Annotated in this window: 23 protein-coding genes; 10 read left to right on the top strand and 13 right to left on the bottom strand. The window is 53.2% G+C overall.

All coding sequences use genetic code 11. The annotated features are described in order from the left end of the window. Positions 1-1,209: a glycosyltransferase family 4 protein gene (locus IEW06_RS07510; RefSeq protein ID WP_187733234.1), complete on the bottom strand. Its 1,209-nt coding sequence runs from the start codon at positions 1,207-1,209 to the stop codon at positions 1-3. A gap of 63 nt (positions 1,210-1,272) precedes the next feature. Continuing rightward, entirely contained in the window at positions 1,273-2,274 is a 1,002-nt protein-coding gene (gene gldB / locus IEW06_RS07505; RefSeq protein ID WP_444542856.1) for a gliding motility lipoprotein GldB, read from the bottom strand. 107 nt (positions 2,275-2,381) lie between these two features. Here gldB and IEW06_RS07500 point away from each other — a divergent pair, with 107 nt between their 5' ends. Next, complete coding sequence (locus tag IEW06_RS07500) at positions 2,382-3,017, top strand: porin family protein (protein WP_187733236.1); 636 nt, start codon at positions 2,382-2,384, stop codon at positions 3,015-3,017. A gap of 178 nt (positions 3,018-3,195) precedes the next feature. Here the strand turns inward: IEW06_RS07500 and IEW06_RS07495 are convergent, their stop codons facing one another. The 3 genes from IEW06_RS07495 to IEW06_RS07485 form a co-directional block, all read right to left on the bottom strand. Next, a complete protein-coding gene (locus IEW06_RS07495; RefSeq protein WP_188547859.1) occupies positions 3,196-4,803 on the bottom strand; it encodes an Rne/Rng family ribonuclease in 1,608 nt (535 codons plus the stop codon). A gap of 400 nt (positions 4,804-5,203) precedes the next feature. Beyond that, on the bottom strand, positions 5,204-6,121 hold the full coding sequence (locus IEW06_RS07490; protein ID WP_187733238.1) for a tetratricopeptide repeat protein: 918 nt from the start codon (positions 6,119-6,121) through the stop codon (positions 5,204-5,206). Positions 6,122-6,205: 84 nt separating this feature from the next. Continuing rightward, the gene (locus IEW06_RS07485; protein ID WP_084443967.1) at positions 6,206-6,511 is read right to left on the bottom strand and encodes an HU family DNA-binding protein; all 306 of its coding nucleotides are present in this window, start codon (positions 6,509-6,511) and stop codon (positions 6,206-6,208) included. A gap of 199 nt (positions 6,512-6,710) precedes the next feature. Between IEW06_RS07485 and mutY the strand changes: the two genes are divergently transcribed. From mutY to recG, 4 genes are all read left to right on the top strand, one after another. Beyond that, positions 6,711-7,802, top strand: a complete 1,092-nt coding sequence (gene mutY / locus IEW06_RS07480) for an A/G-specific adenine glycosylase (protein ID WP_229743066.1) — start codon at positions 6,711-6,713, stop codon at positions 7,800-7,802. A gap of 94 nt (positions 7,803-7,896) precedes the next feature. Further along, positions 7,897-8,322 (top strand): single-stranded DNA-binding protein, encoded by a 426-nt coding sequence (locus IEW06_RS07475; RefSeq protein ID WP_187733239.1) that lies wholly within the window; start codon positions 7,897-7,899, stop codon positions 8,320-8,322. A gap of 145 nt (positions 8,323-8,467) precedes the next feature. Next, positions 8,468-9,070 carry a gliding motility lipoprotein GldD gene (gldD, locus tag IEW06_RS07470; RefSeq protein ID WP_187734184.1) on the top strand — a complete coding sequence of 201 codons (603 nt, stop codon included), beginning with the start codon at positions 8,468-8,470 and terminating at the stop codon, positions 9,068-9,070. A gap of 71 nt (positions 9,071-9,141) precedes the next feature. Next, entirely contained in the window at positions 9,142-11,238 is a 2,097-nt protein-coding gene (gene recG / locus IEW06_RS07465; RefSeq protein WP_188547857.1) for an ATP-dependent DNA helicase RecG, read from the top strand. 61 nt (positions 11,239-11,299) lie between these two features. On the opposite strand, the gene IEW06_RS07460 is transcribed toward recG, so the two are convergent. Beyond that, positions 11,300-11,527: a hypothetical protein gene (locus tag IEW06_RS07460; RefSeq protein WP_187733240.1), complete on the bottom strand. Its 228-nt coding sequence runs from the start codon at positions 11,525-11,527 to the stop codon at positions 11,300-11,302. 566 nt (positions 11,528-12,093) lie between these two features. Between IEW06_RS07460 and IEW06_RS07455 the strand changes: the two genes are divergently transcribed. Continuing rightward, entirely contained in the window at positions 12,094-13,383 is a 1,290-nt protein-coding gene (locus IEW06_RS07455) for a hypothetical protein (protein ID WP_187733241.1), read from the top strand. A gap of 75 nt (positions 13,384-13,458) precedes the next feature. Here the strand turns inward: IEW06_RS07455 and IEW06_RS07450 are convergent, their stop codons facing one another. The 5 genes from IEW06_RS07450 to IEW06_RS07430 form a co-directional block, all read right to left on the bottom strand. Further along, the gene (locus tag IEW06_RS07450) at positions 13,459-15,243 is read right to left on the bottom strand and encodes an acyl-CoA dehydrogenase FadE (protein WP_188547855.1); all 1,785 of its coding nucleotides are present in this window, start codon (positions 15,241-15,243) and stop codon (positions 13,459-13,461) included. 228 nt (positions 15,244-15,471) lie between these two features. Next, positions 15,472-16,650 carry a thiolase family protein gene (locus IEW06_RS07445; protein WP_187733242.1) on the bottom strand — a complete coding sequence of 393 codons (1,179 nt, stop codon included), beginning with the start codon at positions 16,648-16,650 and terminating at the stop codon, positions 15,472-15,474. 48 nt (positions 16,651-16,698) lie between these two features. Then, positions 16,699-19,107, bottom strand: coding sequence for a 3-hydroxyacyl-CoA dehydrogenase/enoyl-CoA hydratase family protein (locus IEW06_RS07440; RefSeq protein WP_188547853.1), 2,409 nt, complete (start codon positions 19,105-19,107; stop codon positions 16,699-16,701). Between the two features lie 70 nt (positions 19,108-19,177). Beyond that, positions 19,178-19,657 (bottom strand): MarR family winged helix-turn-helix transcriptional regulator, encoded by a 480-nt coding sequence (locus tag IEW06_RS07435; RefSeq protein WP_188547851.1) that lies wholly within the window; start codon positions 19,655-19,657, stop codon positions 19,178-19,180. A gap of 141 nt (positions 19,658-19,798) precedes the next feature. Further along, positions 19,799-21,574: an AMP-dependent synthetase/ligase gene (locus IEW06_RS07430; RefSeq protein ID WP_188547850.1), complete on the bottom strand. Its 1,776-nt coding sequence runs from the start codon at positions 21,572-21,574 to the stop codon at positions 19,799-19,801. A gap of 155 nt (positions 21,575-21,729) precedes the next feature. Between IEW06_RS07430 and IEW06_RS07425 the strand changes: the two genes are divergently transcribed. The 4 genes from IEW06_RS07425 (at position 21,730) to IEW06_RS07410 (ending at position 24,767) form a co-directional block, all read left to right on the top strand. Next, positions 21,730-22,878 carry a formimidoylglutamase gene (locus IEW06_RS07425; protein ID WP_187733246.1) on the top strand — a complete coding sequence of 383 codons (1,149 nt, stop codon included), beginning with the start codon at positions 21,730-21,732 and terminating at the stop codon, positions 22,876-22,878. A gap of 55 nt (positions 22,879-22,933) precedes the next feature. Next, a complete protein-coding gene (locus IEW06_RS07420; RefSeq protein WP_187733247.1) occupies positions 22,934-23,242 on the top strand; it encodes a cytochrome b5 domain-containing protein in 309 nt (102 codons plus the stop codon). Positions 23,243-23,284: 42 nt separating this feature from the next. Beyond that, positions 23,285-24,091: an N-acetylmuramic acid 6-phosphate etherase gene (gene murQ / locus IEW06_RS07415; protein WP_187733248.1), complete on the top strand. Its 807-nt coding sequence runs from the start codon at positions 23,285-23,287 to the stop codon at positions 24,089-24,091. A gap of 109 nt (positions 24,092-24,200) precedes the next feature. Continuing rightward, positions 24,201-24,767: a hypothetical protein gene (locus IEW06_RS07410; RefSeq protein ID WP_187312022.1), complete on the top strand. Its 567-nt coding sequence runs from the start codon at positions 24,201-24,203 to the stop codon at positions 24,765-24,767. Between the two features lie 73 nt (positions 24,768-24,840). On the opposite strand, the gene IEW06_RS07405 is transcribed toward IEW06_RS07410, so the two are convergent. After that, positions 24,841-25,089, bottom strand: coding sequence for a hypothetical protein (locus IEW06_RS07405; RefSeq protein WP_187733249.1), 249 nt, complete (start codon positions 25,087-25,089; stop codon positions 24,841-24,843). Between the two features lie 300 nt (positions 25,090-25,389). Continuing rightward, positions 25,390-26,712 carry a ribosome biogenesis GTPase Der gene (der, locus tag IEW06_RS07400; protein WP_187733250.1) on the bottom strand — a complete coding sequence of 441 codons (1,323 nt, stop codon included), beginning with the start codon at positions 26,710-26,712 and terminating at the stop codon, positions 25,390-25,392. Positions 26,713-26,800 lie beyond the last annotated feature (88 nt).

Below are 26,800 nucleotides of genomic sequence, written 5' to 3'. Positions count from 1 at the left end.
CTAGTTAGTATTAGATCTCGCATTTTCCAACACTTTCTGTACATCAGCGGCCATCACCTTTCTATCAAAATGTAGTAAGGCAGCGGTTCTACCTCTTTCTCCGGCTTGTCTCAGAATTGCAGGCTTAGCTAACAGCTCACTCAGACATGAAGCCAGCATGGTTGCGTCGCCGGCGGGCGTGTACCAGCCACACGCATAGTCTTCGACCCACTTTCTTGTCCAGCCATTGTTCGTGACAACTACGGGGGTACCTACGGCAAGGCTGTCATAGAATTTAGCGGGCGAATTCGCATCCAATACGGGCAAATCCAAGAAGGAAACTATCGACACTTCAGCCAACTTAAACCACGTAAACACGGCATGGCGGGGTTGGGGGGCAATTAAGCGAATACTAGGGCATCGGGCTGCCGCTGCCTGAATCAGAGGCTCGTGAAAGCCGTGCCCCATAAATAGCCAGGTAATATCCGGGTGGCTGGGGGCCATTTTTTCGGCCGCGGCAACCAACGTCGGGATATCATTGGCCCGCCCGAAAGTGCCGGCATAGAGCACCACCCGGCGGCCTATCAGGTCTTGTTCGCGCCGCAGATTAGCAACGGCCGCGTCGGTGGCTGCCGCAGCTAAGTGAAAGTCGGTACCGTTAAGGACAGTGGTTATTTTAGCTGTGTTAATTCCCAACGCCTCTATATAGCCTGACATATCCGGGGATAATGGCAGAATGTGGCTGGCACTGGTATAAAGCCCTTTCTCTAAAGCAAATAGCCGTCTTTGCGCTATCTTATTCGGCACGGCGCCCATGGCAATCGGGAAAGAAGGCCACAAGTCCTGCACTTCAAATACCCACGGCACCCGACGTAGTCGCGCTACTCGCGCGGCGGCCCAGGCAGCCGTCAGCGGCGTTGATATTCCCCAGATAACATCGGGCTTGTCCAAGCGCAGGCCTTCGCGCAGGGCGTAGGCGGCATATTGCCCAAAAGCTAATGCCCGCCGCCCGACACCCATCTTATTATGATAGGGAACGTCTGCGGCTCGCATTTCTACCCCATCCGGCACCCACGGAAACTGTTGGGTAAGGCGCTGTGGCTCCCACGTGCGCGTCGTTATTAGTGATACGCGGTGCGTGCGGGCTAAATGCGCCAGCAGCGTGTAGTGCCGGCTGGTAGCCGGACAATCGGGGTTGGTGTGATACTGGCTGAAAACCGCGATATGCACTTCGGCAACTAAATTCTAGCTTCTTACTCTCTTCGTATGAAATAAAATAGCTTCTGTTTTAATCTACTTCCGCTTTGGCCGATAACGCGACTCATTGAGTATAGCCTGCGGATCTTTCTTGGCCATGAGTTGAGCTAGCGTCACGTTTGGGTGCGTTTCCATGTATTTGCGCACAATCTGCCAGCCTACCCAAGCGCCAATACGACCGGGGGCCGTTTTTGCTATTTCGGGCACGTTGGGGCGCTCACTCACGTATTTTTGAATAGTAAAAGGGCTGTTATTATAGAGCAGTTTTTTTTCAATAAAGTGAGCCCACACCTTACTCTCATTGAACTCCAAGCCAGCCAATTCATCGGCGGTGTAGCCAATGAGCACCGAATCGGGAGTGCAGGGCAGCACTTTTTCGCTGAAGTACAGCGACTTACCCAGTTGTATCATCTCGCCCAGCATGGTTTGCTGGTTAGCAGGCAATGGCTGGTTGTATTTGCTGGAAATGGCCTGCGCTACGGTTGGTAATAAATGAGCAGGTGTATAGCGCCGCAGGATGTAGCCGGGTACGTTGGGGCGGTAGCTGGCTTTGGGCCCGACGAAGAAGTCGAGGCTGAGCACCATCAGGCTGTCATTTACGAATAAATCCTGGCTCAGGCCGCTTACAAACGTCTTTACAGGCGGCACCCGGAAATTCGGAAAATAGTAGCGCACGTGCTGCATCATCTGCTTTAGCTCCGCCTGTAGGGTGTCGGTGCTAGAGAATTCAGCCTGCGTTTCGCGGCCTAGCTTCTGCAAACCCGGATTGGTAGCTAAGCGCGTAAGTGTAGCAGCCAGAGCCGCATCGGAGGGATACTGCCGACGCTGCAGAAACTGGTTGGCCAGCAGCGGGTTGCGAGCCAGAAACTGCCGGGCCTCTGCTTCATTTTTGATTGCGAAGAATGATTGCTCCAGCCGCTCGACTTGTACGGGAGCCTCTATCTTGGCTACTTCCGGATTTATTTCGCAGGTATTGGCCTTTTTGCAGCCAGTCAGGAGCAATAGAGTACCCAACCAAATGGCAAAACAGGTACGCAGAGGGGCAGATTTGTGATACACGGTTCTATCTTTGGGACGAAAATAGCCAAAACGAAACGCCAGCCAGTCAGCTTTCGTGTTTCAGGTGTCGTTTTATCCGTTTAATTATGAAAAAAATACTTTTAGCCCTGCTCCTGCTCGGTGCTACCGCTGGCACAGCCTCTGCCCAAGTCGAAATCGGTATCAAGCTTTCCCCTTCCATCGCCTATTTGCGGGCAGATTCACCGGGTGTAAGTAATTTTAAGTCAGAGAAAAGTAAGCTAGGTATTGGAGGCGGTTTGGTAGTGGATTACTTCTTTGGCCAAAACTACGCCTTTGGTACGGGCTTACAGCTTACCAGTAAGGGTGGCACCATTTCCTACAGCGGATTCGACTTAAACAATGAGCAGAAGATTAGCCTGCAATACCTGGAAATACCGCTAACGGTAAAGTTGTTCACCAACGATATTACCACTGATACAAAGCTCTACTTTCAACTGGGGGGCAAAATTGGTGGCGTAGTAGCGGCTCGCATCGACGGCGACAAGTTCTACCAAGGGAATGAAAGGTCCCGCAAGCACTTTATTATTCCTGATGCAGCTTTACTTGGCGGCTTCGGAGCGGAATATCAAGTGGGCCAGAGCACGAAGGTATTTGCTGGCCTCTCGTATCATCATGGTCTTGCTAACATAGACCGCTATTTTGACAACGATGTTACTATCAAAAACGGGGAAGTAGCGCTTGACTTAGGTATCAAGTTCTAATCGAGCCGAAAAAAGCCCCCCAGCAACATCTTTTGGGATGAAGATATTGCTGGGGGGCTTTTTCTGTTAAAAACGATCAAGCGCCGATTCCTTGCACGAAAAAGCCCGCCTTGCTCATCCAGAGCGAAGCGGGCTTTCTTCTTGGTCAGGGGCTTTTCGCAGAAAAAACCGTTTGTCCTTAATCGATAATCTCTATTTCGCGGTCCTGGAGGCGGGCCATGGCCGCTGCTGGTGAGTGCAGCTCGATGTCTTCGCCCCGTTCGTCCTCGATGCGGTAATCCGTGAGGCCAAGGCTGGTGTCCTTGGTCACTTTTACCCACTTATAATATTTCAAGTACCACTTCATCTGCTTGGAAACCAAGCCTTTAGTATAGTACGCGTACAGGAAAGGGTGCACTTGCAGCGTAATGCCCGACTGGTTTTGAGTCACGAGCAAGTCTTCGATGCTGTTTTCAATCTCATCGGTGACGAGGATAGAAGCCGAAATCTTGCCGGTGCCGCCGCAGGTGGGGCACAGTTCGCCGGTGATGATGTTTTCAGCGGGCCGCACGCGCTGCCGCGTGATTTGCAGCAGCCCAAACTTGGTGATAGGCAAAATCGTGAAGCGCGCTTTATCGTGCTTCATAATGTCCTTCACCGCATCCTCCACCTTCTTGCGGCTCTCCGCCGATTTCATATCAATGAAATCGACGACAATAATGCCCCCCATATCGCGCAAACGCAGCTGGCGGGCCACTTCGCGGGCCGCCGACAAGTTTACGTGCAGGGCATTTGCCTCCTGGTCGCTTTCCTGGTTGCTCTTGTTGCCCGAGTTTACGTCGATAACGTGCAGGGCTTCGGTGTGCTCAATAACGAGGTAGCCGCCGCCGGGCACCGTTACGGTTTTACCAAACAGGGTTTTGAGCTGCTTCTCGATGTTGAACTGCTCAAACATCTTCACCTTACCGGTGTAGTGCTTCAGCAAGCCCAGCTTATCAGGAGCAATCTTCTCCAGGTAAGCCCGCATCTCCTCGTACATCGGCGCTGAGTCGACGGTGATGGCATCGAATGACTCGTTGAGCATGTCGCGCAGCATGGAGCTAGTGCGGCCCAGCTCGCCCAAAACCTTATCGCGCTCCTTTGCGGTGCGCAGGGTCTGGAAGAGCTGCTCCCAATTAGCTGTCATGCTCTGCATATCCTTGTCCAGCTCGGCCACCTCGCGACCTTCGGCTACTGTGCGGATGATGACACCGAAATTGTCGGGCTTAATGGAGGCGATGAGACGCTTGAGGCGGTCGCGCTCCGTGCGGCTGACAATCTTCTTGGAAACGCTGATGGTATTGGAAAAAGGTACCAATACAAGGTAGCGGCCCGCCATCGAAATATCGGTGGACAGGCGCGGACCTTTGGTCGATATGGGCTCTTTTACAATCTGAACCAGCAGCTGCTGGCCCTTTTTGAGCACGTTGTCGATCTTGCCGACTTTGTCGAGCGGCTCCTCAAACTGAAAGGTTTTCAGAGGCCCGACGGTAATTTTCTGCGATTGTACGCCTTTCACCCACTTATTCAGCGACAGGAAATTCTCGCCTAAATCGCCGTAGTGCAGAAAAGCGTCTTTCTGATACCCGATGTCAATGAACGCGGCGTTCAGACCGGGCATCACTTTCTTGACCGTACCCAGGAAGATGTCACCAACGGAGTAGTTGGTGTCGTTGCGGTCGAAATGGTATTCGATGAGCCGCTTGTCCTGGAGCAGGGCAATTCGTTCGCCATCCTGAGCAGAATTAATGATTAATTCGTTACTCAATGTCTCGGTAGCTTAACTAATCTCCCCAAAAGTGCCCGAATTTGCCCCCCGAAACCCACAAAGGGAAGCCAGTGCACCAAGGCACCAACTTCCCTTCCGAGCCACGGGGAAAGCATCAAACCAGCCACTCTCAAGGATACTAAATGAGAGATAAACGGACTTTGGTTGAAGCCTCAACCGTCCGCCAGCTAACCCCGCGGGGCTTACTTCTTCTTGTGACGGTTCTTGCGCAGACGCTTCTTGCGCTTGTGGGTGGCAATCTTATGACGCTTTCTCTTTTTACCGCAGGGCATGTGGTTGTGGTTTAAATGGTTGAATGACTTTATTCTTCGTTAGCTGATTTTTCATCCGCCGCTTCTGCTTCGTAAGCAGTAGGCTTCGGAGTCACAAATCTGCTATTTTATTCCAACTTGCTCAGCTCCTCATCGACGGAGGCCGCCAGACTTGGGTCGCTGCTTAAGCTTTTCGCTTTAGTGAAAGCCGCTCGGGCTTCCTCTTTAGCACCCGTTTGGGCCAAAGAAACGCCTAAATAAAACTGGCCGTTCACATTCTCCGGATTCACTTTTACAAGCTCCTGAAAACGCTCTACGGCTTTGTCGTACTGATTGCTTTGGATAGAGAGGATGCCCAGGTTATAGAGCGCCTTCTCGTTGCGTGGATTGGCAGCCAACACCTCGCGCAGTAACGTAACGCCCTGTACGGGGTTGTCGCTGGCCATGTAGGCCATACCGAGGTTGGTTTTAGCGTCGAGGTTATCAGGGTTGTTTTTCAACACCTTTTCGTACAGCTCCCGCGTTTTGGTGCTGAGCGTTTTGGCCCGCTCCTCTGTAGCTGCGAAGCCAAAAGCCTCGAAGTACTCATCAGCAGCCCGTTTCCAGGCTTGCTCACCGGGGCGGGCAATTGCGACCTGCTCGTAGTAATAGCCGGCGCTATCAAACTTAGCGATGGCCTTATACTTAGCAGCCAAGTCGGAGGCTACGCGCAGGCGGGCCTGCGGGTCGCGTTCTTTATTGAAGCGGGCAGCCAAATCTTTTATCTCGCGGCTTTGCTCAGCAGTAGCCTGCTGATGCGGCTGCTCAGGCGTAGCGCCCGCGGGTCCAGCGGTTTGCTCCTGGTCGCCCGAGGAAGCGATAGCCTTTGAGCCATTAGTAGCGGGGCCGCCACCGTCGCGGTTGGCCGTACGGGCCGCATCCTGACTCATCTCGCCTTTCCCTTCTTTAGGCTTCACCGTTACCTTGGGCAACAGAAACAACCCAGCCACCAGCACAAGGGCAATGACTAGTATGATTAACTGATGTGAGCGGGAACGTGACGCCATGCAGAAAAAGCAGGCCGCCGGGCTCCCGGTTACGGAGCGCCCGACGGCTAGCCGGCAAAAAAGTAAATGGAAGAAAAAGAAGGATTAAGCCTGAGCGGTTTCCTTAATTTTCTTGCTGTTTTTGATTTTGCCGATGAATGTTTTCGACGGCTTGAAGCTCGGGATAAAGTGCTCGTCGATGATGATCGACGTATTTTTAGAGATGTTGCGAGCCACTTTCTTTGCCCGCTTCTTGTTTACGAAGCTGCCAAAGCCGCGTACGTAGATATTGTTGCCGTCGGCCATCGAATCCTTTACTACTTTGAAGAAGGCTTCGACGGTAGCTGACACGTCTCCTTTTTCGATGCCGGTCTTGTCGGCAATCTCGGCGATTACTTCTGCTTTAGTCACGCTGGTAAATGAAATGTACTATGGAGAGAAAAAATATGCTGGGCAAAATATCCCGATTCAACACGTAAGCCCTTGCCCGGTAAGCTGTTCGCTTATGAATTGGGGCCACAAAGGTAGTTTGCTTTTTTGGTTTTGCAACATTATTTACTGATTCCACACAGCTCCGTCTTTCTTTCCTAAATTATTTATTCTCAATATATTGACTTCCCACTCTTCTGCTCTCGCCCACCCTTTCTTTGCCTCTGCTCTCCTCAACTGGTACCCGCGTCACCGCCGCGACTTGCCCTGGCGTCATACCCGCGACCCGTACGCTATCTGGCTCTCAGAAGTCATTTTGCAGCAAACACGAGTGAAGCAAGGTCTCCCCTACTACCTTGATTTCGTGACCACTTATCCTACTGTGCAGCAGTTGGCGGCGGCTCCCGAAGACGAGGTAATGCGTCACTGGCAAGGGTTGGGCTACTACTCTAGGGCCCGCAACATGCATCATACTGCCAAACAAGTCACAAGCGAGTTTGGGGGTCAATTTCCAGGCTCGTATGCGGGCTTGCTCCAACTCAAAGGTGTAGGCCAGTACACTGCTGCCGCCATTGCCTCTTTTGCCTACGATGAGCAGGTGGCCGTGCTTGATGGCAACGTGTACCGGGTCTTGGCTCGCGTGTTTGGCATCAGCGCGGATATTGCTGCGCCAGCCAGCCGCAAAGTGTTTCAGCAGCTGGCTGATACGCTGATTCCGGCGGCCTCACCGGCCGAGTTCAACCAGGCCATCATGGAGTTTGGCGCTATTCAGTGCACGCCAGTAAAGCCTGACTGTCTTTTTTGCCCCCTGCAAGGTCAATGCTTTGCTTTTCAGCATGGTATGGTGCAGGAGCTGCCCGTAAAAAGTAAGGCTAAAGCAGCACGCACGCGCTATTTTCACTACATGGTCTTGCGCTACGATGATACGATCTACCTGCGTAAGCGCACGGATAAGGACATCTGGCAAGGCTTATATGACTTTGCTCTAACTGAAACTGACAGCCCCGATTTGCCCCCCACCGACCTGCTCGATGCGGTGGAAGCTCTGGGGGGCAAATTGGACACCAGCAGCGTATCGGAACCGGCTTACGCGGCCCGGCATGTGCTGAGTCATCAGAAAGTGGAAGCGCGTTTTCACCCTGTTTGGCTGGAAGCGCCACTCCCTGTTTCCGCCCTGACGGCTACAGGTCTGGCCGCTTTCACTAGCCCAGAAATAGAGCAGTTACCCAAGGCCGTTTTGATCAGTAATTACTTGGGAAGACCCGGTTTTTAAGCCCATTTTGGCTTGGACGCCCCATGTCTTTTTTGTATCTTTAAAGGAATAGGAAGCAGCTTATTTTGCTTCGTAACCCCTTATTAATCAAGCTATGTCAGCAGGAGTGAACAAAGTAATCTTAGTTGGAAATCTGGGTAAAGACCCGGAAGTGCGCCACTTGGAAGGCGGCGTAAGCGTGGCCAATTTTACACTGGCCACCAATGAGTATCACAAGGATAAAAGCGGGGCCCGTATTGAGCGTACTGAGTGGCATAACATCACTGCTTGGCGCGGCCTGGCGGAGGTGGCCGAGAAGTATCTGCGCAAAGGCCACCAGGTATATATCGAAGGTCGCATTCGGACGCGCCAGTATCAGGACAAAGACAATCAGACCCGTTACATCACGGAAATCGTGGCTGATGAGATGACCATGCTGGGTGGTAAGCCCCACACCGATGGAGCCGCAAACCAAGTCACACCAGCTCCTGAGCCGCAATCCTTCCGTCAGGAGCCAGAATTAGACCAGTTACCATTTTAAAAATGCCCCCAGCGGGTGATACTACCCGAAAGCCCCGGCTTCGTGCCGGGGCTTTTGCGTTTCTAGGCTTCCGGATCGGACCGGTAGATTAAGACAACATCTTCATTTCCGCCTACCTTTGATTATCATCTTTGCATTGTTTCAAATGCCTGTTTTTCGACTTTACCACGGTTTGAGTGCGGTTCTGCTTTTTGTGGGGGCCATATTTACTTCCTGCACCTCTTCCGGGGGCGACTATACGCCTAAGCCTAAGGGGTATAATCGTATTGATTTGCCGCCCCATAGCTACCAGCAGCTCCCGGCGGGCCGCCCCTACACTTTCGAATACTCGCAGCACGCCCGCGTACTACGCGACTCGTCATATCTGGCGCAGCCCAACTGGATTAACATTTATTATCCAAAACTGGGCGCTAACGTGCAGATCACTTACACCAATGTGCAGCAGAATCCGAAGCTGTTTAATAAGATGATGGAGGATGCGCGTAAGCTCACCAGCAAGCACCAAATAAAGGCATCGGCCATCGACGAGAGCATCATGCGAACGCCGAGCGGAATGAAGGTGGCCGTATTTGAGCTAGCTGGTGACGTGCCCAGCCAGTTTCAGTTTTACACCACTGATAGCACCAAGCATTTTTTCCGCGGAGCGCTTTACTTTCCCATCGCGACGGCCAATGATTCACTTGCCCCGATCATTGACTATGTCAAGAAGGATATCGTTCAGATGCTTAATACCTTAAAATATCAATAACGTTTTGCTTAGTGAGCAATGCAGGGACCAAGGACGCAGTCATCTTACCTCGGCATTGCTCATTCCCATGAATGAGCAATTTCTTCAACACCAAAATAGAATATTTGCGGGGGGTAGGTACCCAGCGGGCTCAACTTCTGCAAAAGGAGTTGAACCTCTTTACCTACGGCGACCTCATTCAGCGCTACCCTTTCCGCTACCTCGACCGCACTCAATTCTATAACATCGTCGATCTGCACGATGACCTGCCTTATGTGCAGGTGAAGGGTGTATTGCGCAACCGTGAAGTGTTAGGCGAAGGCCCTAAGCAGCGCTTGGTAGCCAAAATTGCCGACGAGAGTGGCGAGTTGGAGCTGGTATGGTTTAAGGGCGTAAAATACCTACAAAACGTCGTCAAGAATCATCAGGAATACATTGTTTTCGGTAAGCCGACGATGTTCAATGGCAAGCCGCAAATGGCCCACCCAGAACTGGAGGAAGTCACGGAAGCAAAGCCGGGTCAGAGCTTTTTGCAGCCCGTTTACAATACCACCGAAAAGCTCAAGAATTACCATCGCATTGATAGCAAGGCACTGGCCCGCATCGTGGCCGACTTGCTCAAAATTGCCCCCCCGCACATTTCGGAGTCCTTATCGCCGGCCCTGATTCAGCACTATGCGCTTATGGGGAAGGCAGATGCGTTGCAGCAAATTCACTTCCCGCAGAGCCCTGAGTTGTTGCAGGCAGCACGGTTTAGGCTCAAGTTTGAGGAGTTGTTCTACGTTCAGCTCAAGCTGCTACGCCAGCGCGACCAACGCAAAGTAGAGCTAGCGGGCCAGATTTTTCGAGAAGTGCCGTCGTTGGTTGATTTCTATAAGAACCATCTACCCTTCGACCTCACTGGTGCCCAGAAACGTGTTATTCACGACATCTACAAGGATTTTTGCGCCGGCAAGCAGATGAACCGCCTCTTGCAGGGCGACGTGGGCTCGGGCAAAACCATCGTGGCCTTCATAGCCATGCTCATGGCCGCCGACAACGGCGCCCAAAGCTGCCTGATGGCGCCCACTGAAATTCTGGCCGACCAGCACTATGTGGGCCTTAAGGCTTACGCCGACCAGTTGGGTATAAGCATTGGCAAGCTTACGGGCAGCACGCGTACTGCTGAGCGACGGGTACTGCATGAAGCATTGCGGGCAGGCCAGATGCACATGTTAGTGGGCACTCATGCCTTGCTGGAAGACGTCGTGCAGTTCCGTAACCTAGGTCTGACCATTATGGATGAGCAGCACCGCTTCGGTGTGGCCCAGCGCTCGAAGCTATGGCAAAAGAACCCGCACGTTATTCCGCACGTGCTGGTGATGACGGCCACACCTATTCCGCGTACGCTGGCCATGACGCTTTATGGTGACCTCGATGTATCGGTGATTGATGAGTTGCCCGCCGGTCGCAAGCCCATCGTGACGGTGCATCGCTATGATGCTAATCGGTTGAAGGTGTTTCAATTTTTGCGCGACCAGATTAACCTGGGCCGGCAGGTATATATCGTGTATCCGCTGATTGAGGAATCGGAGACGCTGGACTATAAAGATCTTACGGACGGCTACGAAAGTGTAGCGCGTGCCTTCCCTGAGTTTCAAATCAGCATTGTGCACGGCCGCATGCGGGCTGAAGAGAAAGACTTCGAAATGCAGCGCTTTATTAAAAAGGAAACGCAGATCATGGTGGCGACCACCGTTATTGAGGTGGGCGTAAACGTGCCAAACGCCTCCGTGATGGTGATTGAAAGCTCTGAGCGGTTTGGCTTATCGCAACTGCACCAGCTGCGGGGTCGGGTAGGCCGCGGCGCTGACCAGAGCTACTGCATATTGATGTCGGGCTATAAGCTCAGCAAAGACTCGCGCACTCGCCTCGAAACGATGGTGCGCACCAACAACGGCTTCGAAATCGCTGATATTGACTTGAAGCTGCGCGGCCCTGGCGACCTGATGGGCACCCAACAGAGTGGCGTGCTCGATCTGCTTATCGCTGATTTAGCGAAAGATGGCCGCATTCTGAGCGAATCGCGGGCAGCAGCCCAGCAACTCCTCAGCGAAGACCCCAGTCTGAGCCGGCCCCAAAACCTCAACATCCGCCGACATATTGAGTCGTTGCCCGCAACGGCAGTAAACTGGAGCCGGATTAGTTAAAGCACTTTTAGCTAAGAAGCATAAAAAAAGCAACTAATGAGTTGCTTATCAAATAATTACCTTAATTATTGCTTACCTGTGCTGGTTCTTGCAACCACCACTGCTTGCCATCTTCCTGGGCAGCACCACCTTGCAGGGTAGCCTGACGCGAGAAGAAAGAGATCATATGCACAGGCAGTTCGTTAGCAGCAGCATCCTTAGCAGCAATATCTCCGGTAATGGGCTCTTTCACCAACTTACCAATAATGATGAGACTAAACAGTAATAAAAACTTTAGTAATGCTTTCATAATGAAGGTAATCTAATAAACGACTGCCGTAGAGGCGCACAAAGTTAAAGCCAAAGTTGGCAAAGAGGCAAGGAAACAAATGGGGAATAGTAGCAAACGTGATTTAGGAGGCTCAAAAGCGTTTTTTAATTTTTATTAATGCTTTTGTCCACCGTTTTTAAGGCAGCTAGCAGGAAGCGCTTATCGGTAATTTCATATTTACATACATTCCATCCACAAAGTAAGCATACTCGAATCCTGATACTGAACACCAGAATATTAAGGCTTCATCAAGAAATGATTACCTACTGTGTAGGTTACCCGACTGGTAGCGGCGCCATATACGAGATGCGGCTGGAGTTGGATACCTTTGATCCTATTTTTTTCTGATAACTATCATTTTTCCAACTTAACTGCCTTTCAACGTGCGATTTGCATTTCTTCATACCTACTGCCTTATCTGTGTTCTTAGTCTGAGCTTGACTGTACCGGCGCTAGGGCAACGAGTTAAATCAGTTGCTTTTAGCTATTTACCAGAAAAATCGGACGACCGCTATAACCAAAGGGTAGCCAAAAAGACGCTTCCTATGGCTGATGGCAGCTTTGTTATTCTGGCACACCGCACGGCTACCGAATACGCCGTGGAGCGTTATGACAAAGAGCTAAAGCGCTTATGGTCAACGCCGCTGCCGCTCACTGCCGAAGAGAGCATTGATGGTTTTGGGCAGAGCAGCCAGCAAATCACGGTGCTTATCTACCGCAAGGATGGGGCAACTCAAAGCTTAGCAGGGCAAGCCTTTGAGCTGGCCACCGGCAAAATTGCCCCCCAGAAAAAGCTTACCGAAACTGCTGCCCGCAACCGTAGACCCGGCGCCGCATTCTCCCTTGATGGGACCAAAATCGTGGCGTGGCAATACGTCACCCGCGACCAGCAGATTCGGTCTATCAGCGCCAGCGTGTACAATGAGAAGCTAACCAAGCTGAAGGACCGTGTCTACAATTTTCAGGATCTGGGGGGCTTTTTCTCGACTACTATTCACATCGACAACGAGGGCACGCAGTATGTAACGCTGCTGAGCGACGATATGAAGAAGCTCACCGTGCGTCGTTACCGCAATGATAACGCGGACATCAAAGTTATGTCGGTGGCATTAGGCGGCTCCTTTGAGGGCAAGGCCGTAATGGTATTCGACGCCAAATTTGCCCTTCGGCCAGACACTACACTTTACGCCGCCGCTATTTGCACCGAGCGCCTGACGGGCCTTTACTACAGCCTGAAAGTAGTAAAGTTCGATTTCAAGGGCGAGGGCACGATGAAATTTGTCCCCGAGTTTCGCTTCAAGCCCGAATACCTGGCCGAAGTCAACAAGGCGACGCAATCCACGGCCAAGCGCCTGGAAGACGTGTACCTGACCGACTTGCTATTCACGGAGGAAAAGCAGATGATAATCGTGGCGGAGAAAAAGTATGAGGAGGGCGGCGACGCTTCGCCGGTTCATGCCCGCGAGCTACACCTGTTTGGCTACAATGAGTTTCAGCTACCGGAGTGGCACAGCATCATCGATAAAAAGCAGGTGGCCTCGCCTGCCGAAGCCTTTGCTGGTATCGGCTACCGCGTGGGCGTTTTTGGCCCCGAGATTCATATCCTAACGCAGGAAAAACTGAAAGGCAAATCGGACCTGTACCTGCGCCGGGTGAACGCGCAAACCGGCGTAGTGCAGCCAGCTAAAGGCTTGGGCCTCAACGTAGCGAATGATCAGCAGCTGGCTTATGTAAAAGATTTTACGGCTTGGCTCGACCCCAAAACTATCGTAGGGGTGAGCCGGCCCAGCAAGAAATCAGCCGCCCTGCAACTCAATAAAATCGCGGTGAAGTAGATACAGATATATTGAATAAAAAAGCCCCCCAGAATGTATCTGGGGGGCTTTTTTATGCTTAACAATCTCTGTCAACTAGTACACGTACTCGTTTGCCTCAATCATCGCGGCGGCGATGCGACGGCGGGCTTCTTTGGTATTGAATAGCTCCGCTTTAGTGAAGCGCTTGAGGCCGGTAGCCAGCAGGCGCTGCTCGTCGCCTTCGGTCATGGCGGCAATAGCATCTTTTGCCGCTTTGGTTACGGAGTCAATCGTGTCGGCCAGATACACACGGGCAATATCGATCTGGTTGGCCAGAGCAGCTTCGTTGCTCAGACTGATTTCCTTCTCAACCCGTAGCAGCGTGCTCTCGGCCGTGTACACCTTGATCGACATGTCGGCGATGTTCATCAGCACTTCCTGCTCTTTGGCCAGGGAGTTCATGTACTTCTGAACGGCCGTACCGGCTACCATCAGGATTGCTTTCTTGAGGTTGGCAATGATCTTCTTCTCGGCGCCAAACAGCGAATCGTCAGCTTCGGCGAAGTCCGGGATGGCCAGCAGTTCCTGCTGCACCGCTTGAGCGGGGCCCATCAAGTCGAGCTCACCTTTCAGCCCCTTTTTCAGGATCATATCAACGGCCAGCATGCGGTTGATTTCGTTGGTGCCCTCAAAAATGCGGTTGATGCGGGAGTCGCGGTAAGCGCGGTCCATGGGATAGTCGGCTGAGAAGCCGTAGCCACCGAAGATCTGTACGCCCTCGTCGCACACATAATCCAGCACTTCCGAGCCTTCTACCTTTAGCATCGCGCACTCCACGGCAAATTCACGAGCGGCACCTAGCAGCGCTTCGTTCGTTGATTTGCCCTGGCTTAGCAGCTCCTGCTCCATACGGTAGATGTCCATGCCGGCGCGGTAGATAGCCGATTCGGCAGCGTACACGCGGATAGCCTGCTGGGCCAGCTTGTGGCGAATAGCGCCGAATTTAGAGATGGGCAGCTTAAACTGCACCCGCTCATTAGCATACTTAATGCTCAGGTTAAGCGCCATTTTGCTGGCGCCCAAGCAGGCAGCAGCCAGCTTAATACGGCCAATGTTCAGGATATTGAAGGCAATTAGGTGGCCTTTGCCAACCTCACCCAGCACGTTCTCCTTTGGCACCGTTACGTCCGACAGGAATACCTGGCGAGTGGACGAGCCGCGAATACCCATCTTGTGCTCCTCCGGTCCGAACGTCAGCCCGGGTGTGTTGCGCTCGATGATGAAGCCGGTGAATTTGTCGCCGTCAACCTGGGCGAAAACGATGAATACCTCCGCAAAACCAGCATTGGTAATCCACATCTTCTGACCATTCAGCACGTAGCTCTGGCCGTCTTCAGTCAGGATGGCCTTAGTTTTGGCCCCCAGCGCATCAGAGCCCGAGCCAGGCTCGGTGAGGCAGTAGGCACCAGCCCACTCGCCGCTCGTCAGTTTGGGCAAATACTTCGTTTTCTGCTCCTCGTTGCCGAAGTACAGAATAGGCAGCATAGCAATGCCCGTGTGCGCCGCAAAGGCTACCGGGAAAGAATGCCCCCCACCCACGCCTTCCGTCACGCGCAGAGCCGTATTAAAGTCCATGTCGTAGCCGCCGTACTCGGCGGGCATCGACACGCCGAACAAGCCTAGCTCACCGGCTTTCTTCATCAATCCAGCCATCAGGCCTTCCTCGTGGTTGTCGAGGCGGTCCAGCAGCGGGTACACTTCACTAGTCACGAAGTCCAGACAGGTCTGGTACATCATATTTTGCTCCTCGGTGAATTCAGCGGGCGTAAACACATCTTGCGCATCCGTCTCTTTGATGATGAATTCACCGCCTTTTCTGAGTTTGTTTGATACTTCCATGACTATGTGAGGTTGAGAGTTGAGGTTAATTCAATGAGGGTAAACAGCAATGAAACTATTAGGCTTGCCGAGCATTAGGGGCAACACATCCCTTTGATTTCACTACCGAAATATACAAAAATATGTTAGGCTTGCCGAGTACTTAGCGGAAAGAAAACCCCGTTCGGTTTGGGGCTTTCCTTCCACTTATAGAAACAGGATATCTTCCTGTCAAGTTCTGATTCTGGGCTACTTCAGCAGCTCGTAAATACCAGCTACGCCTTGACCACCGCCTACGCATGCAGTCACCATGCCGTACTTCTTGCCCCGCTCGCGCAGTTCGTCGAAAAGCTGAATGCTGAGCTTGGCGCCAGAGCAGCCCAGCGGGTGACCCAAAGCAATAGCTCCACCGTTCACGTTCAGCTTGTTTTCATCGATACCAAGTTCCCGAACCACCGCGATAGACTGAGAAGCGAAGGCCTCGTTCAGCTCAATCAGATCTATGTCATCGAGCTTCATGCCGGCTTGCTTAAGCGCTTTTGGCACGGCCTTGATGGGGCCCATACCCATGATGCGCGGGTCAACGCCTTCGGCGGCGTACGTGATCATGCGGGCAATCGGCTCCAAGTTCAACTCCTTCACCATGCGCTCCGACATGACGATAACGAAAGCAGCGCCATCGGAAGTTTGGGATGAGTTGCCGGCTGTAACGCTGCCACCCGCCGCGAATACTGGACGAAGACGGGCCAGTGCTTCCACCGAGGTATCGGCCCGAGGGCCTTCGTCGGTGTCTACTACGTAAGAGCGCGTTTTCTTCTTGCCTGAAGCTTGATCGAGATAAGTCTCTTCGACCGTGATGGGCACGATTTGCTTTTTGAATTTGCCCTCCTTAATGGCTTTGATGGCCTTCTGATGGGAATTGTAAGCAAACATATCCTGGTCTTCCCGGCTGATGCTGTAGTCTTTCGCTACCGCTTCAGCCGTGAGGCCCATACCCAGATAGTAGTCCGGGTTTTTCTTTACCAAGTTGTAGTTAGGCACTGTTTTCCAGCCCACGGTCGGTACCTGCGACATATTCTCAGCGCCACCGGCGATGATGCAGTCGGCCATGCCGGCGGTGATTTTACTGGCGGCCATGGCAATGGTCTCGATGCCTGAGCCGCAATAGCGGTTCACTACCAACCCCGGTACGTTTATGGGCAAAGCCAACAGCGAAATCATCCGGCCGATTTGCAGGCCTTGCTCGGCTTCAGGTACCGCGTTGCCCACAATCACGTCATCGACGCGAGTGGGATCAAGCGCGGGCACGGAGGCCATCAGGTGTTTGATAACTTCAGCGGCGAGGTCATCGGTACGGGTGAAGCGGAAGCCGCCGCGGGGGGCTTTTCCCACGGCCGTACGGTAACCAGCTACGATATATGCAGTCATTAGTGTAAGTCTTGAGGAAAGTGATAGAGTTGAAACCAGCTTCCGGCGCTAGTTTCTCAAAGGCTTGCCAGTAGTGAGGATGCTCTGAATACGCTCCAGCGTTTTCCGCTCGCCAGTCAGCGACAGAAAAGCTTCACGCTCCAGATCCAGCAGGTACTGCTCACTGACTTCCGTGGGCTGCGACAAGTCGCCGCCGCACATGATGTATGCCAGCTTATTGGCAATTTTCACGTCGTGCTCCGAGATGTAGTTGCCTTCCTTCATGGCATATACACCACTCATAAACATGCCCAGCGCGCCTTTACCGTGTACCTTGATGTTGGTTTTCTGAACGGGCATGGTATAACCAGCATCAGCCAAATCAAGCGCCTCGGCTTTTGCTTGGGCAATAAGCCGCTGGCTGTTTACCACAATTTCGTCGCCACGACGCAGGAAACCCAGGTCGAATGCTTCGGCAGCAGAGGTAGATACTTTGGCCGTGCTTACCGTTACAAACGTGTTGCGCAGCAAATTAAATTCCGGCTCGCCTTCCTCGTATTTGGCTGCGGTGCGCAGAGTCATTTCTTTAGTGCCGCCACCGGCCGGAATCACACCTACCCCGAATTCTACCAAGCCCATGTACGTCTCAGCGGAAGCTACCACCTTATCGGCATGCAGGCAGATTTCGCAGCCGCCGCCCAACGACAAGCCGTGCGGCGCCGTCACGACGGGAATGCTAGAATAGCGCATCCGCATCATGGCGTTCTGGAACTGCTTGATCATCAGGTTCACCTCGTCGAACTCCTGCTCGATGGCATACATGTAGAGCAGGGCCAAATTGGCCCCCGCCGAGAAGTTAGGCGCGTCGTTGCCTACTACCAAGGCGCGGTAGCCAGCTTCGGCCATATCCACCCCTTTCATCAGGCCCTGAATAACATCGGAGCCGAGGGTGTTCATCTTGGAATGAAACTCAACGCCTAGCACCCCGTCGCCGAGGTCGTGGACGCTAGCACCGGCGTTTTTCCAGAGCACTTTGCCCGTTGCCCGCAGGTTGTCGAGAATAATGAAGTTCTCGACGCCCGGAATGGGCTGGTAGCTCTTGCTTTCGAGGTCGTAGTACTGCTTGGCGCCGGCTTCAGAAACTTTGTAGAAGGAAGTATGGCCAGCGGCCAGCATCTCCTGCACCCAGGCGGCGGGCTGCTTGCTTTCAGCCTGCATCAACTCCAGGCCCTGCTGCACACCTAGCGCATCCCAGGTTTCAAACGGACCCATGTCCCAGCCGAAGCCAGCCCGGAGCGCGTCGTCAATCTTGTACAGCGAATCGGTGATTTCGGGAATGCGGTTGGTGACGTAGGCAAACAGGCCCGCGAACATCTTGCGATAAAACTCGCCCGCTTTGTCTTTGCCGCTGGCTAGCACCTTGAAGCGAGGAGCTAACTGCTCGATGGTTTTGGTCAGCTCCAGCGTGGCGAACTTCACCTTCTGGCTGGGCTGGTACTCCATGGTGTTCAGGTCGAGAGCCTGAATCTCAGATTTGCCCCCCGCGCCTTTTACTTTCTTGTAGAAGCCCTGACCGGTCTTGTCGCCGAGCCATTTCTTCTCGCCCATCTGCTTCAGGAAGTCGGGCAACTCGAATACGGCTTTGGCTTCGTCATTCGGCAGGCCTTGGGCGAGGCCGTTGGCTACGTTAATCAGCGTATCAAGCCCTACCACATCGGAAGTGCGGAACGTAGCCGACTTGGCGTGGCCGATAACCGGACCAGTAAGCTTATCGACTTCCTCCACCGTCAGGCCCAGCTGCTGCATGATTTGCAGCACATCCATGATGGCGAACACGCCCACGCGGTTGGCAATGAAGGCAGGCGTGTCTTTGGCTAGTACCGTGGTTTTGCCCAGGTACAGGTCGCCGTAGTGCACCAGAAAGTCAACCACGGCCGGGTCGGTGGCCGACGTCGGAATTATCTCGAGTAGCTTCAGGTAGCGGGGTGGGTTGAAGAAGTGCGTGCCGCAGAAGTGCTTCTGAAAATCATCGGAGCGACCTTCGGCCAGCAGATGAATGGGAATACCCGACGTGTTCGACGTGATAAGCGTGCCGGGCTTACGCACTTTTTCTACCTTTTCGTAGAGGCTCTGCTTGATATCAAGCCGCTCCACTACTACCTCAATAGTCCAGTCGCAAGTGGCAATATCCTTCAGGTTATCATCGAAGTTACCGGTCTTGATGCGCGAGGCGTCCTGCTTGCGGTACAAGGGCGACGGGTTGGAAGCCACCGCCGCCTGCAACGAGGCATTCACAATGCGGTTGCGCACGGCGGGGTTTTCCAGTGTCAAACCCTTGGCTTGCTCCTCGGGCGTTAGCTCGCGGGGCACGATGTCGAGCAGCAATACCTGAGCACCGATGTTGGCGAAATGGCAGGCAATGCGCGAGCCCATCACGCCGGAGCCGAGCACGGCCACTTTCTTGATAGTTCGATTCATAAAGCTGAAACAGGTAATCTGTTGGCAAAAAATAGAATAGGTAGAAGGCAAAACGCCCCAAAAAAGCCCCCTAGGCGGAGGTAGTTTCGGGGCGAAGCGGCTTAGGTGTGAAGTCGTCGAACAGGGATTTGCTTTCAATCATGGCGTTGATCTGGCCTATCACCTTGAAAAGCGTGTCCAGCTGCGCCTGCGGAATTTTCTCCCGCACCTTCTGATTGAAGTGGCGCACCGTCTGGCGCGAAATCTCCTTGCCGCGCAGGCCTTCTTCAGTCAGGAAGATGCGCACGGAGCGCTTGTCCTGAGTGTCGGCTTGCTTGTAGATGAGGCCACGCTCTTCCATGCTGCGCAGAATACGCGTGAGGCTGCGCGTCTCCAACCCCAGCAGGGGGGCAATTTTGGTGGCGGGAGTGCCATTTTCCTGATCAATATTCAGGAGCACGAAACCGATGCTGGTCGTGATGTCGTGCTTGGCAGCCTGCGTATTATACATGCGCGAAATGGCATGCCAGCAGACTTTAACGTTATAATCGACGGTTTCTTCGGGTTTCATCGGGGAGAGGATGTCCGGTAAACATACAAAGAATATGTTAGGCTTGCATACTACTTTGCGATAAAAAAGTTGTGCCCCGTTGTGTTCAGTAATGCGCCCAAGCAAAACGGCCCCGCTATTTTATTAGCGGGGCCGTTTCGGTTAGCGAAGCGCGTTCTGATGATATAAGCTCTCAATCAAATCCCGATTATTCTCGGTAATGGCTTTGCGCTTCACCTTCATCGTGGGCGTCATCTCGCCGGTTTCCACGGTCCAGAGATGATCCATGAGACAGATTTTTTTGACCTGCTCCCACTGCGCGAATCCTTTGTTATAGCCCTTCACTAGGTCGTCATACATATCCACGATTTTAGGGTCCTTCACAATCTCTTGGTTAGAGGTAAAGGGGACATCGTGGCGCTTACACCAGTTCTTGAGCTCATCAAACGAGGGCACCACCAGCGCCGACGGAAACTTCTGGTCGGCGCCCACGACCATGGCCTGCTCAATCAGCGGCGACTCTTTCAGCTTGTTTTCGATGACCTGAGGGGCAATATATTTGCCCCCCGAGGTCTTGAACATCTCCTTTTTGCGGTCCGTTATCTTGAGGAAACGACCATTCACAAACTCGCCAATGTCGCCGGTATGAAACCAGCCGTCTTCGTCGATTACTTCTTTAGTTAATTCGGGCTTGTTGTAGTAGCCTTTCATCACCGAAGCCGACTTGGTAAGGATTTCACCGTCAGCAGCAATTTTCACTTCCGTATTGTCAATCACGGGGCCTACGGCGCCGATGAAGTTATTCTCCCGCTCGAAGCCGCTCACGGCAATTACGGGGGAGGTTTCGGTGAGGCCGTAGCCTTCCATCACCGGAATGCCCGCTGCCCAGAACACGCGGGCCAGCCGCGGTTGCAACGCCCCACCGCCCGACACGATGCACTTCAAATTGCCCCCCAGCGCCTCGCGCCACTTGTTGAAGATGAGCTTATTAGCCAGTGCTAGCTGGGTGTTGTAGAAGAAGCCCTGATTTTTCTGGGTGTCGAACTTCAAGCCCAGATCAAGGGCCCAGAAGAACAGATTTTTCTTCACGCCTTCCAGATCGTGGCCCTTGGCAACTATCTTATCATATACCTTCTCCAGCAGGCGCGGCACGGTGGTAAAAATCTGCGGCTTTACCTCGCGCAGGTTGTCGGCAATGACTTCCATACTCTCGGCGTAGTAAATGCTCACGCCGTTGATCATGTACAGATACGTCACCATACGCTCAAAAATGTGGCAGAGCGGCAGGAAGCTCAGGGCTGTATCATCCTTGGTAACGGGCACCGAGGGCTGCGAATTGCGGCAGTTGCTGAGCAGGTTGTCGTGGCTGAGCATCACCCCTTTCGGGTTGCCGGTAGTGCCTGAGGTGTAGATGATGGTCATCAGGTCGTCGGGCTGCACGGCGGCTTTCAGCGGCTCCAGATCGGCGGGGTTGCCCTTCTTACCCATAGCCAGCAGCTCATCGAAATGCCGGGCACCTTCTACTTTGTCGAAGGTGAAAATGTGCTGTACTCCAGGCAAGGCAGCTGTGGCCTCTTTCACCTTGGCGTACAGACCTTTATCGGACACAAACACGGCCTTTACGCCGGCATCGGTGAAGATGTACTTATAATCTTCAACGGTAATGCTGGGGTACATGGGCACACTCACGGCCCCAATTTGGGAAATACCAAAGTCGGCCAGCATCCATTCCGGACGGTTCATGGAGATGATGGCAACCTTGTCATCTTTTCCGATTCCCAGCTGCTGCAGCCCCAGGCTTACCTGATTGGCCGCTTCACTTACTTGCTGGGTGCTCATCTTTTGCCATTCGCCATTGACTTTGGCGGCCAGGCAATCAGATTTCGGATATTTCGCAAGCTGGTGAGGCAGAATATCAAACGCGCGACGAACTTCCATTTAATAAGAGCGAAAGGGTGGGAAATACTGGTTAAATAACTGGATTTTTTCGCGGAAAGCCAACTACTGTAGTGTGATTGAAACGCTGGGGGGCAAATGTGGTGGATGGCTGACACGATTTGCGTAATTTCGCCGGCCTGCCTTGCTTTTGCCCGATGAATCTGGCTATCTTCTTTGATCCGCTCCCTGAGGAGCTAGTACCCCCGCTCATTGCCCCTACCACGCTCGGGGCACATCTCACCTGCTTTCTGGATACGTTTCCGGATTGGCGGGATGCTGACATGGCCATTATCGGCCTGAACGAGTGGCGGGGCAGTACGGCCGGCGCTCCTGCCAGGCACGGAGCCAACGCCGTGCGCCAACGTTTCTACCAGTTGCAGAAGGGCGCGGCTCCGCTTCGCCTCACCGACCTGGGCAACCTGCGCCCCGGCCTTACCCTCGAAGATACCTACCGACGCCTGTGCGAGATAGTGGCCACGCTGCTCGAACACAACACGGTGCCCATCCTGTTGGGCGGCAGCCACGATCTGGATTACGGGCAATTTCTGGCTTACGAAACCCTCGATAGGGCCGTCAGCTTTGCCACCGTGGATGCCCGCGTGGACATGGCCGAGCACGACTCGGCCGCCGCGGAGGACTCGCATCTGCGGCGTATGCTCATGCACGAGCCTAGCTTTCTGTTCAACTTCGCCCAGCTGGCGCACCAGCAATATCTGGCGACGCCGGAAGTATTGGCGGCGCTGGAAAAGCTGCATTTCGAAACGTTGCGGTTGGGCGCTGTGCGTACGGATGTGCGCCAGGCCGAGCCGTTACTGCGGCAGGCCGATTTTGTGAGCTTTGATGTAGCCGCGTTGCGCTGGCAGGATGCGCCGGCTTATTCGCCGGCCAACCCTTTCGGCTTGACCAGCGAGGAAGCAGCACAGCTTGCCTGGTACGCCGGCCACAACGACCAACTCAGCAGCTTCGGCCTCTACGGCTACCGCCCCGACCACGACCCCCACGGCCTGGGCGCCGCCACCCTGGCCACCATGCTGTGGTATTTTGTGGAAGGATTTTATCATCGGCGCGGCGAAACTGATTTCCAAAGCACCCGCTTCAAGCGCTACGCCGTGGGGCTGCCCGGCACACCGGCCAAGCTGGTTTTCTACAAAGCCAAACGCACCGAAAAGTGGTGGCTGGAAGTGGAAAGTCTGGCCGATAGTGCCATTAAGCGAGTGGTGCCGTGCAGCTACGAAGACTACGTGTACGCCGCGCAAGGCGACTTGCCCAACCGCTGGATTCTGACGCAAGCGCTATTAGGCTAATCCTATTGGGGTATTGTCACCGCTTGATTAATATTATACCTCCCTATTGCTCTGCATGCATCCTATTTTGCCCTCAACAACCCAACATGACAGCTTACCAGAGTACACAAAAGCTCAGCTAGCGCTGCGTAATGGTCAAGACCGGGACGAAATATGGGTTTGTTATGAGGGGTTGATTTACGATGTTGGTCGGTCCCGGCTCTGGACGCGCGGCAACCACTACGGCCACTGGGCCGGCCAAGACTTAACTGACGAGCTGCACCGCGACGCTCCTCATACGGCCCATGTTTTTGATAAATTCCAGGTGATTGGGCGCCTAAAAATGCCCCCCAACCTCGTCACTGCCAACCAGACTGGCCGGTAACCGTAAGCGCCGTCATTCCACCCACCTATTCTGCCCTCTGCCATGAACTCCACCGAAAGCGCCTCCCTTTTCAACAACCTTGAAACCCTTTCCACGCACGATTTGCTAGCTGGCATGAACAGCGTCGACCAGACCGTGCCACAGGCCGTCGCTAAGTCGTTGCCCCAGATTGAGGCGTTGGTAGATGCTACTGTGGCTTGTATGCAGCGTGGGGGGCGTTTATTTTATATCGGTGCGGGCACGAGTGGGCGGCTGGGTATTCTGGATGCGTCTGAGTGCCCGCCTACTTTCGGGGTACCGCAGGGGTTGGTTATCGGCATCATTGCCGGTGGCGACACGGCTATTCGCCAAGCGGTAGAAAATGCCGAAGATGACCCTGAGCAAGCCTGGAAGGACTTGCAGAAGCACAGTATCAACCAGAACGATATGCTGGTAGGCATTGCTGCCTCGGGCCGCACACCCTATGTTATAGGAGGCTTGGAGCAGGCCCGGCGTCAGGGTATTGCCACGGGTTGTATTGTCTGCAATGCGGGCTCTTTGGTAGCCGCCGCTGCCGAGTTTCCAGTGGAAGTCGTGACGGGGCCGGAGTTCGTGACCGGTAGCACGCGCCTGAAAGCGGGTACGGCGCAGAAGCTGGTGCTCAACATGCTCACCACTGCTACCATGATTCGGCTGGGCAAAGTGAAAGGCAATAAAATGGTGGATATGCAGCTCAGCAACTATAAGTTGGTAGACCGCGGTGAGCGCATGCTTATGGATGAGCTTGGCATCGAACAGCCTGAAGCTGCGGCGCTTCTGCAACAGCACGGTTCGGTACGGGCAGCGCTGGCGGCTCATGCCAATCAATAACGGGAGTTAGTAGCGCTGAGCTCTGCTTTATACCTGGCCAATATTTTTGAGCGGTGTATGGAACAGAACGTCCGGTGGCACGTTTCTATCAAAAAACAGCCGCCTTCCCGTGCATACCATCGAGCCGCATTATAATTGGATTGAGCAGTATTCGGCCTCCGAAGACCCCCGCTCGCCCCTGTTCGAGGCCGAAAACAGCCTTGATTCCTTCACCAATACGATTTATGGCTATTACATTCACCCTCAATGGGATAGCCTGGAGTCGGACACCTTATTCCTCAAAATCCTCTTCGTAGATTATGAGCAGGGTATTGCGGTTATCGAGTTTATTGGTGAGTGGAATGACGCCATTGAGAACGATGTGATGCAGCTCAAGCGCAACATCATTGATCTGATGGTGCACGAGGGTATCCGCAAGTTCATCCTCATCGGGGAAAACGTGTTCAATTTCCACGGCTCCGACGACTCTTACTACGAGGAATGGTTTGAGGATGTAGAAGATGGCTGGATTGCCGGCGTCAACTTTCAGGAACACGTGCTGCGCGAGATGCGCCAGTACAACATCGACAACTACGTAAACTTCGGCGGCCAGCTTGATGAGCTGCCGTGGCGCACCTATGAGCCGCGCCGCCTTTTTGAAGTAGTAGACAGCATGTTGCAGCGCCGGCTCAATTGAAAAAGTATAACCAATAAAAAAGCCCCCCAGAACAAGTCTGGGGGGCTTTTTTTGCGCTTGTGCGCTACTCGAACTAGTGAGTAGTGGTAGCAGCAGGAGTAGTAGTAGAAGGCGTTGCGTCAGCAGCATCTTCCATAGCATCAGCCGAGTTCTCAGCAGCGTCGCGGGTCGAGTCAGCAGCCTCTTCCATAGCGTCAGCCTTCATTTCGCCAGACTCTTCTACGTTCTCAGCAGCATTCTCAGTAGCGTTTTCAGTCTTCGTGTCGCAAGAAGCGAAAGTGAACGAAGCAGCAGCAAGGGCGAGGAACAATACTTTTTTCATGATCAGGATAAATTAGAGAGGGGGGGTTGAAAAATCAATTTTGGGTGAATCTCACTTCCTTCCGCAAGCGGCTTATTAGGAGATTCACAGCTTTATACCTCAACCAGCAATAGGTAACCCAACGGGACCAAGAATTTAATTAATTATTCATAGACGATGGTACTTTTAATCATTACACCACATAAAAAAAGCCCCCAGATATACTCTGGGGGCTTTTTTCGTGTGATCAGCCAACTCAATAAAATTGATAATTGCTTACCATTTAACCTTAGAATATAACTGATCTGGTTGGATAGGTGATTATTTCTTGCGGAAAATAATACCGATTGGCACACCCGTAAAGTCGAAATGCTCGCGCAGACGATTTTCGAGGTAGCGGCTGTAGCTGTCCTTCACGTACTGCGGCAGGTTGCAGAAGAAGGCAAATACCGGGTTGTGCGTGGGCAACTGAGTCACGTACTTGATACGCACCATTTTACCCTTCACCGACGGCGGCTGGTGGGCCTCAATCTCCCGTAGCATCACTTCATTCAGCTGGGAAGTGGGCACCTTCTTAGTCTTGTTATGATACACCTGCACGGCCGTTTCGATGGCCTTATGCACGCGCTGCTTGGTAAGCACCGACGTAAAGATGATAGGTGGATAGCTGATCGGAGCAATTTTCTCCTTAATCAGATCCTCAAACTCCTTTACGGTATTCGTCTGCTTATCCTCAATCAGGTCCCACTTGTTTACCACAATCACAATTCCCTTGCGGTTGCGGTCAGCCAAGCCGATGATGTTCACATCCTGCGCCTCAATGCCACGGGTGGCGTCGAGCATCACGATGCACACGTCCGACTCCTCCATGGCCCGAATAGAGCGCAATACGGAATAGAACTCAATGTCTTCGTGTACCTTATTTTTACGGCGCAAACCGGCCGTATCTACCAGAATAAAGTCGTTACCGAAGGCATTGTAGCGGGTCTGAATAGCGTCGCGGGTAGTACCGGCAATATCGGTCACGATGGTCCGCTCCTCACCGAGCAGCAAGTTGAACAGGCTGGATTTGCCCACGTTGGGCCGCCCCAGAACCGCAATTTTCGGCAGACCAGCATCAGGCTCCTCTTCCCATGGATCGTCGAAGTGGCTTACGATAGCATCGAGCAAATCACCAGTACCGGAGCCGTTTTGGCTGGAAATGGTGAAGATGTCGCCGTCGCCAATGCCCAAGGAATAAAATTCACCTGCCGCGTGCGCCCGAGCGTTGGTATCTGCCTTGTTAGCAACCAGATAGATTGGTTTTTTGCCCTGATAACGACGCATCACGTTGGCAAACTCCTCATCTAGGCCGTGCAAACCAGCGTCTACATCTACCATGAACAGGATTACGTCGGCCTCGTCAATGGCCAGCTTCACCTGCTTGCGAATCTCTTCCTCAAATACGTCGTCGGAGCCGTGCACGTAGCCGCCCGTGTCGATAACGGAGTAGTACTTGCCGGTCCAGTCGCCGTAGCCGTAGTGCCGGTCGCGGGTTACGCCGCTTTCGTTGTCCATGATGGCCTTACGCTGGCCAACTAAGCGATTAAAAAGTGTGGATTTGCCCACGTTGGGCCGCCCCACAATAGCGATGGTATTCTTCATGATACGATGCCCCAGCCGCCAGTCCGACCTACGTCTGGCAGTGCCCGGGGATATTAAGTGAAAGATGGTCGGACTTGATTTTAGAGGT

It is taken from the genome of Hymenobacter qilianensis, from assembly GCF_014638675.1.
GTDB lineage: Bacteria > Bacteroidota > Bacteroidia > Cytophagales > Hymenobacteraceae > Hymenobacter > Hymenobacter qilianensis.
Note: the sequence above shows the minus strand (reverse complement) of the source record. Positions and strands in the feature narration are given on the sequence as shown.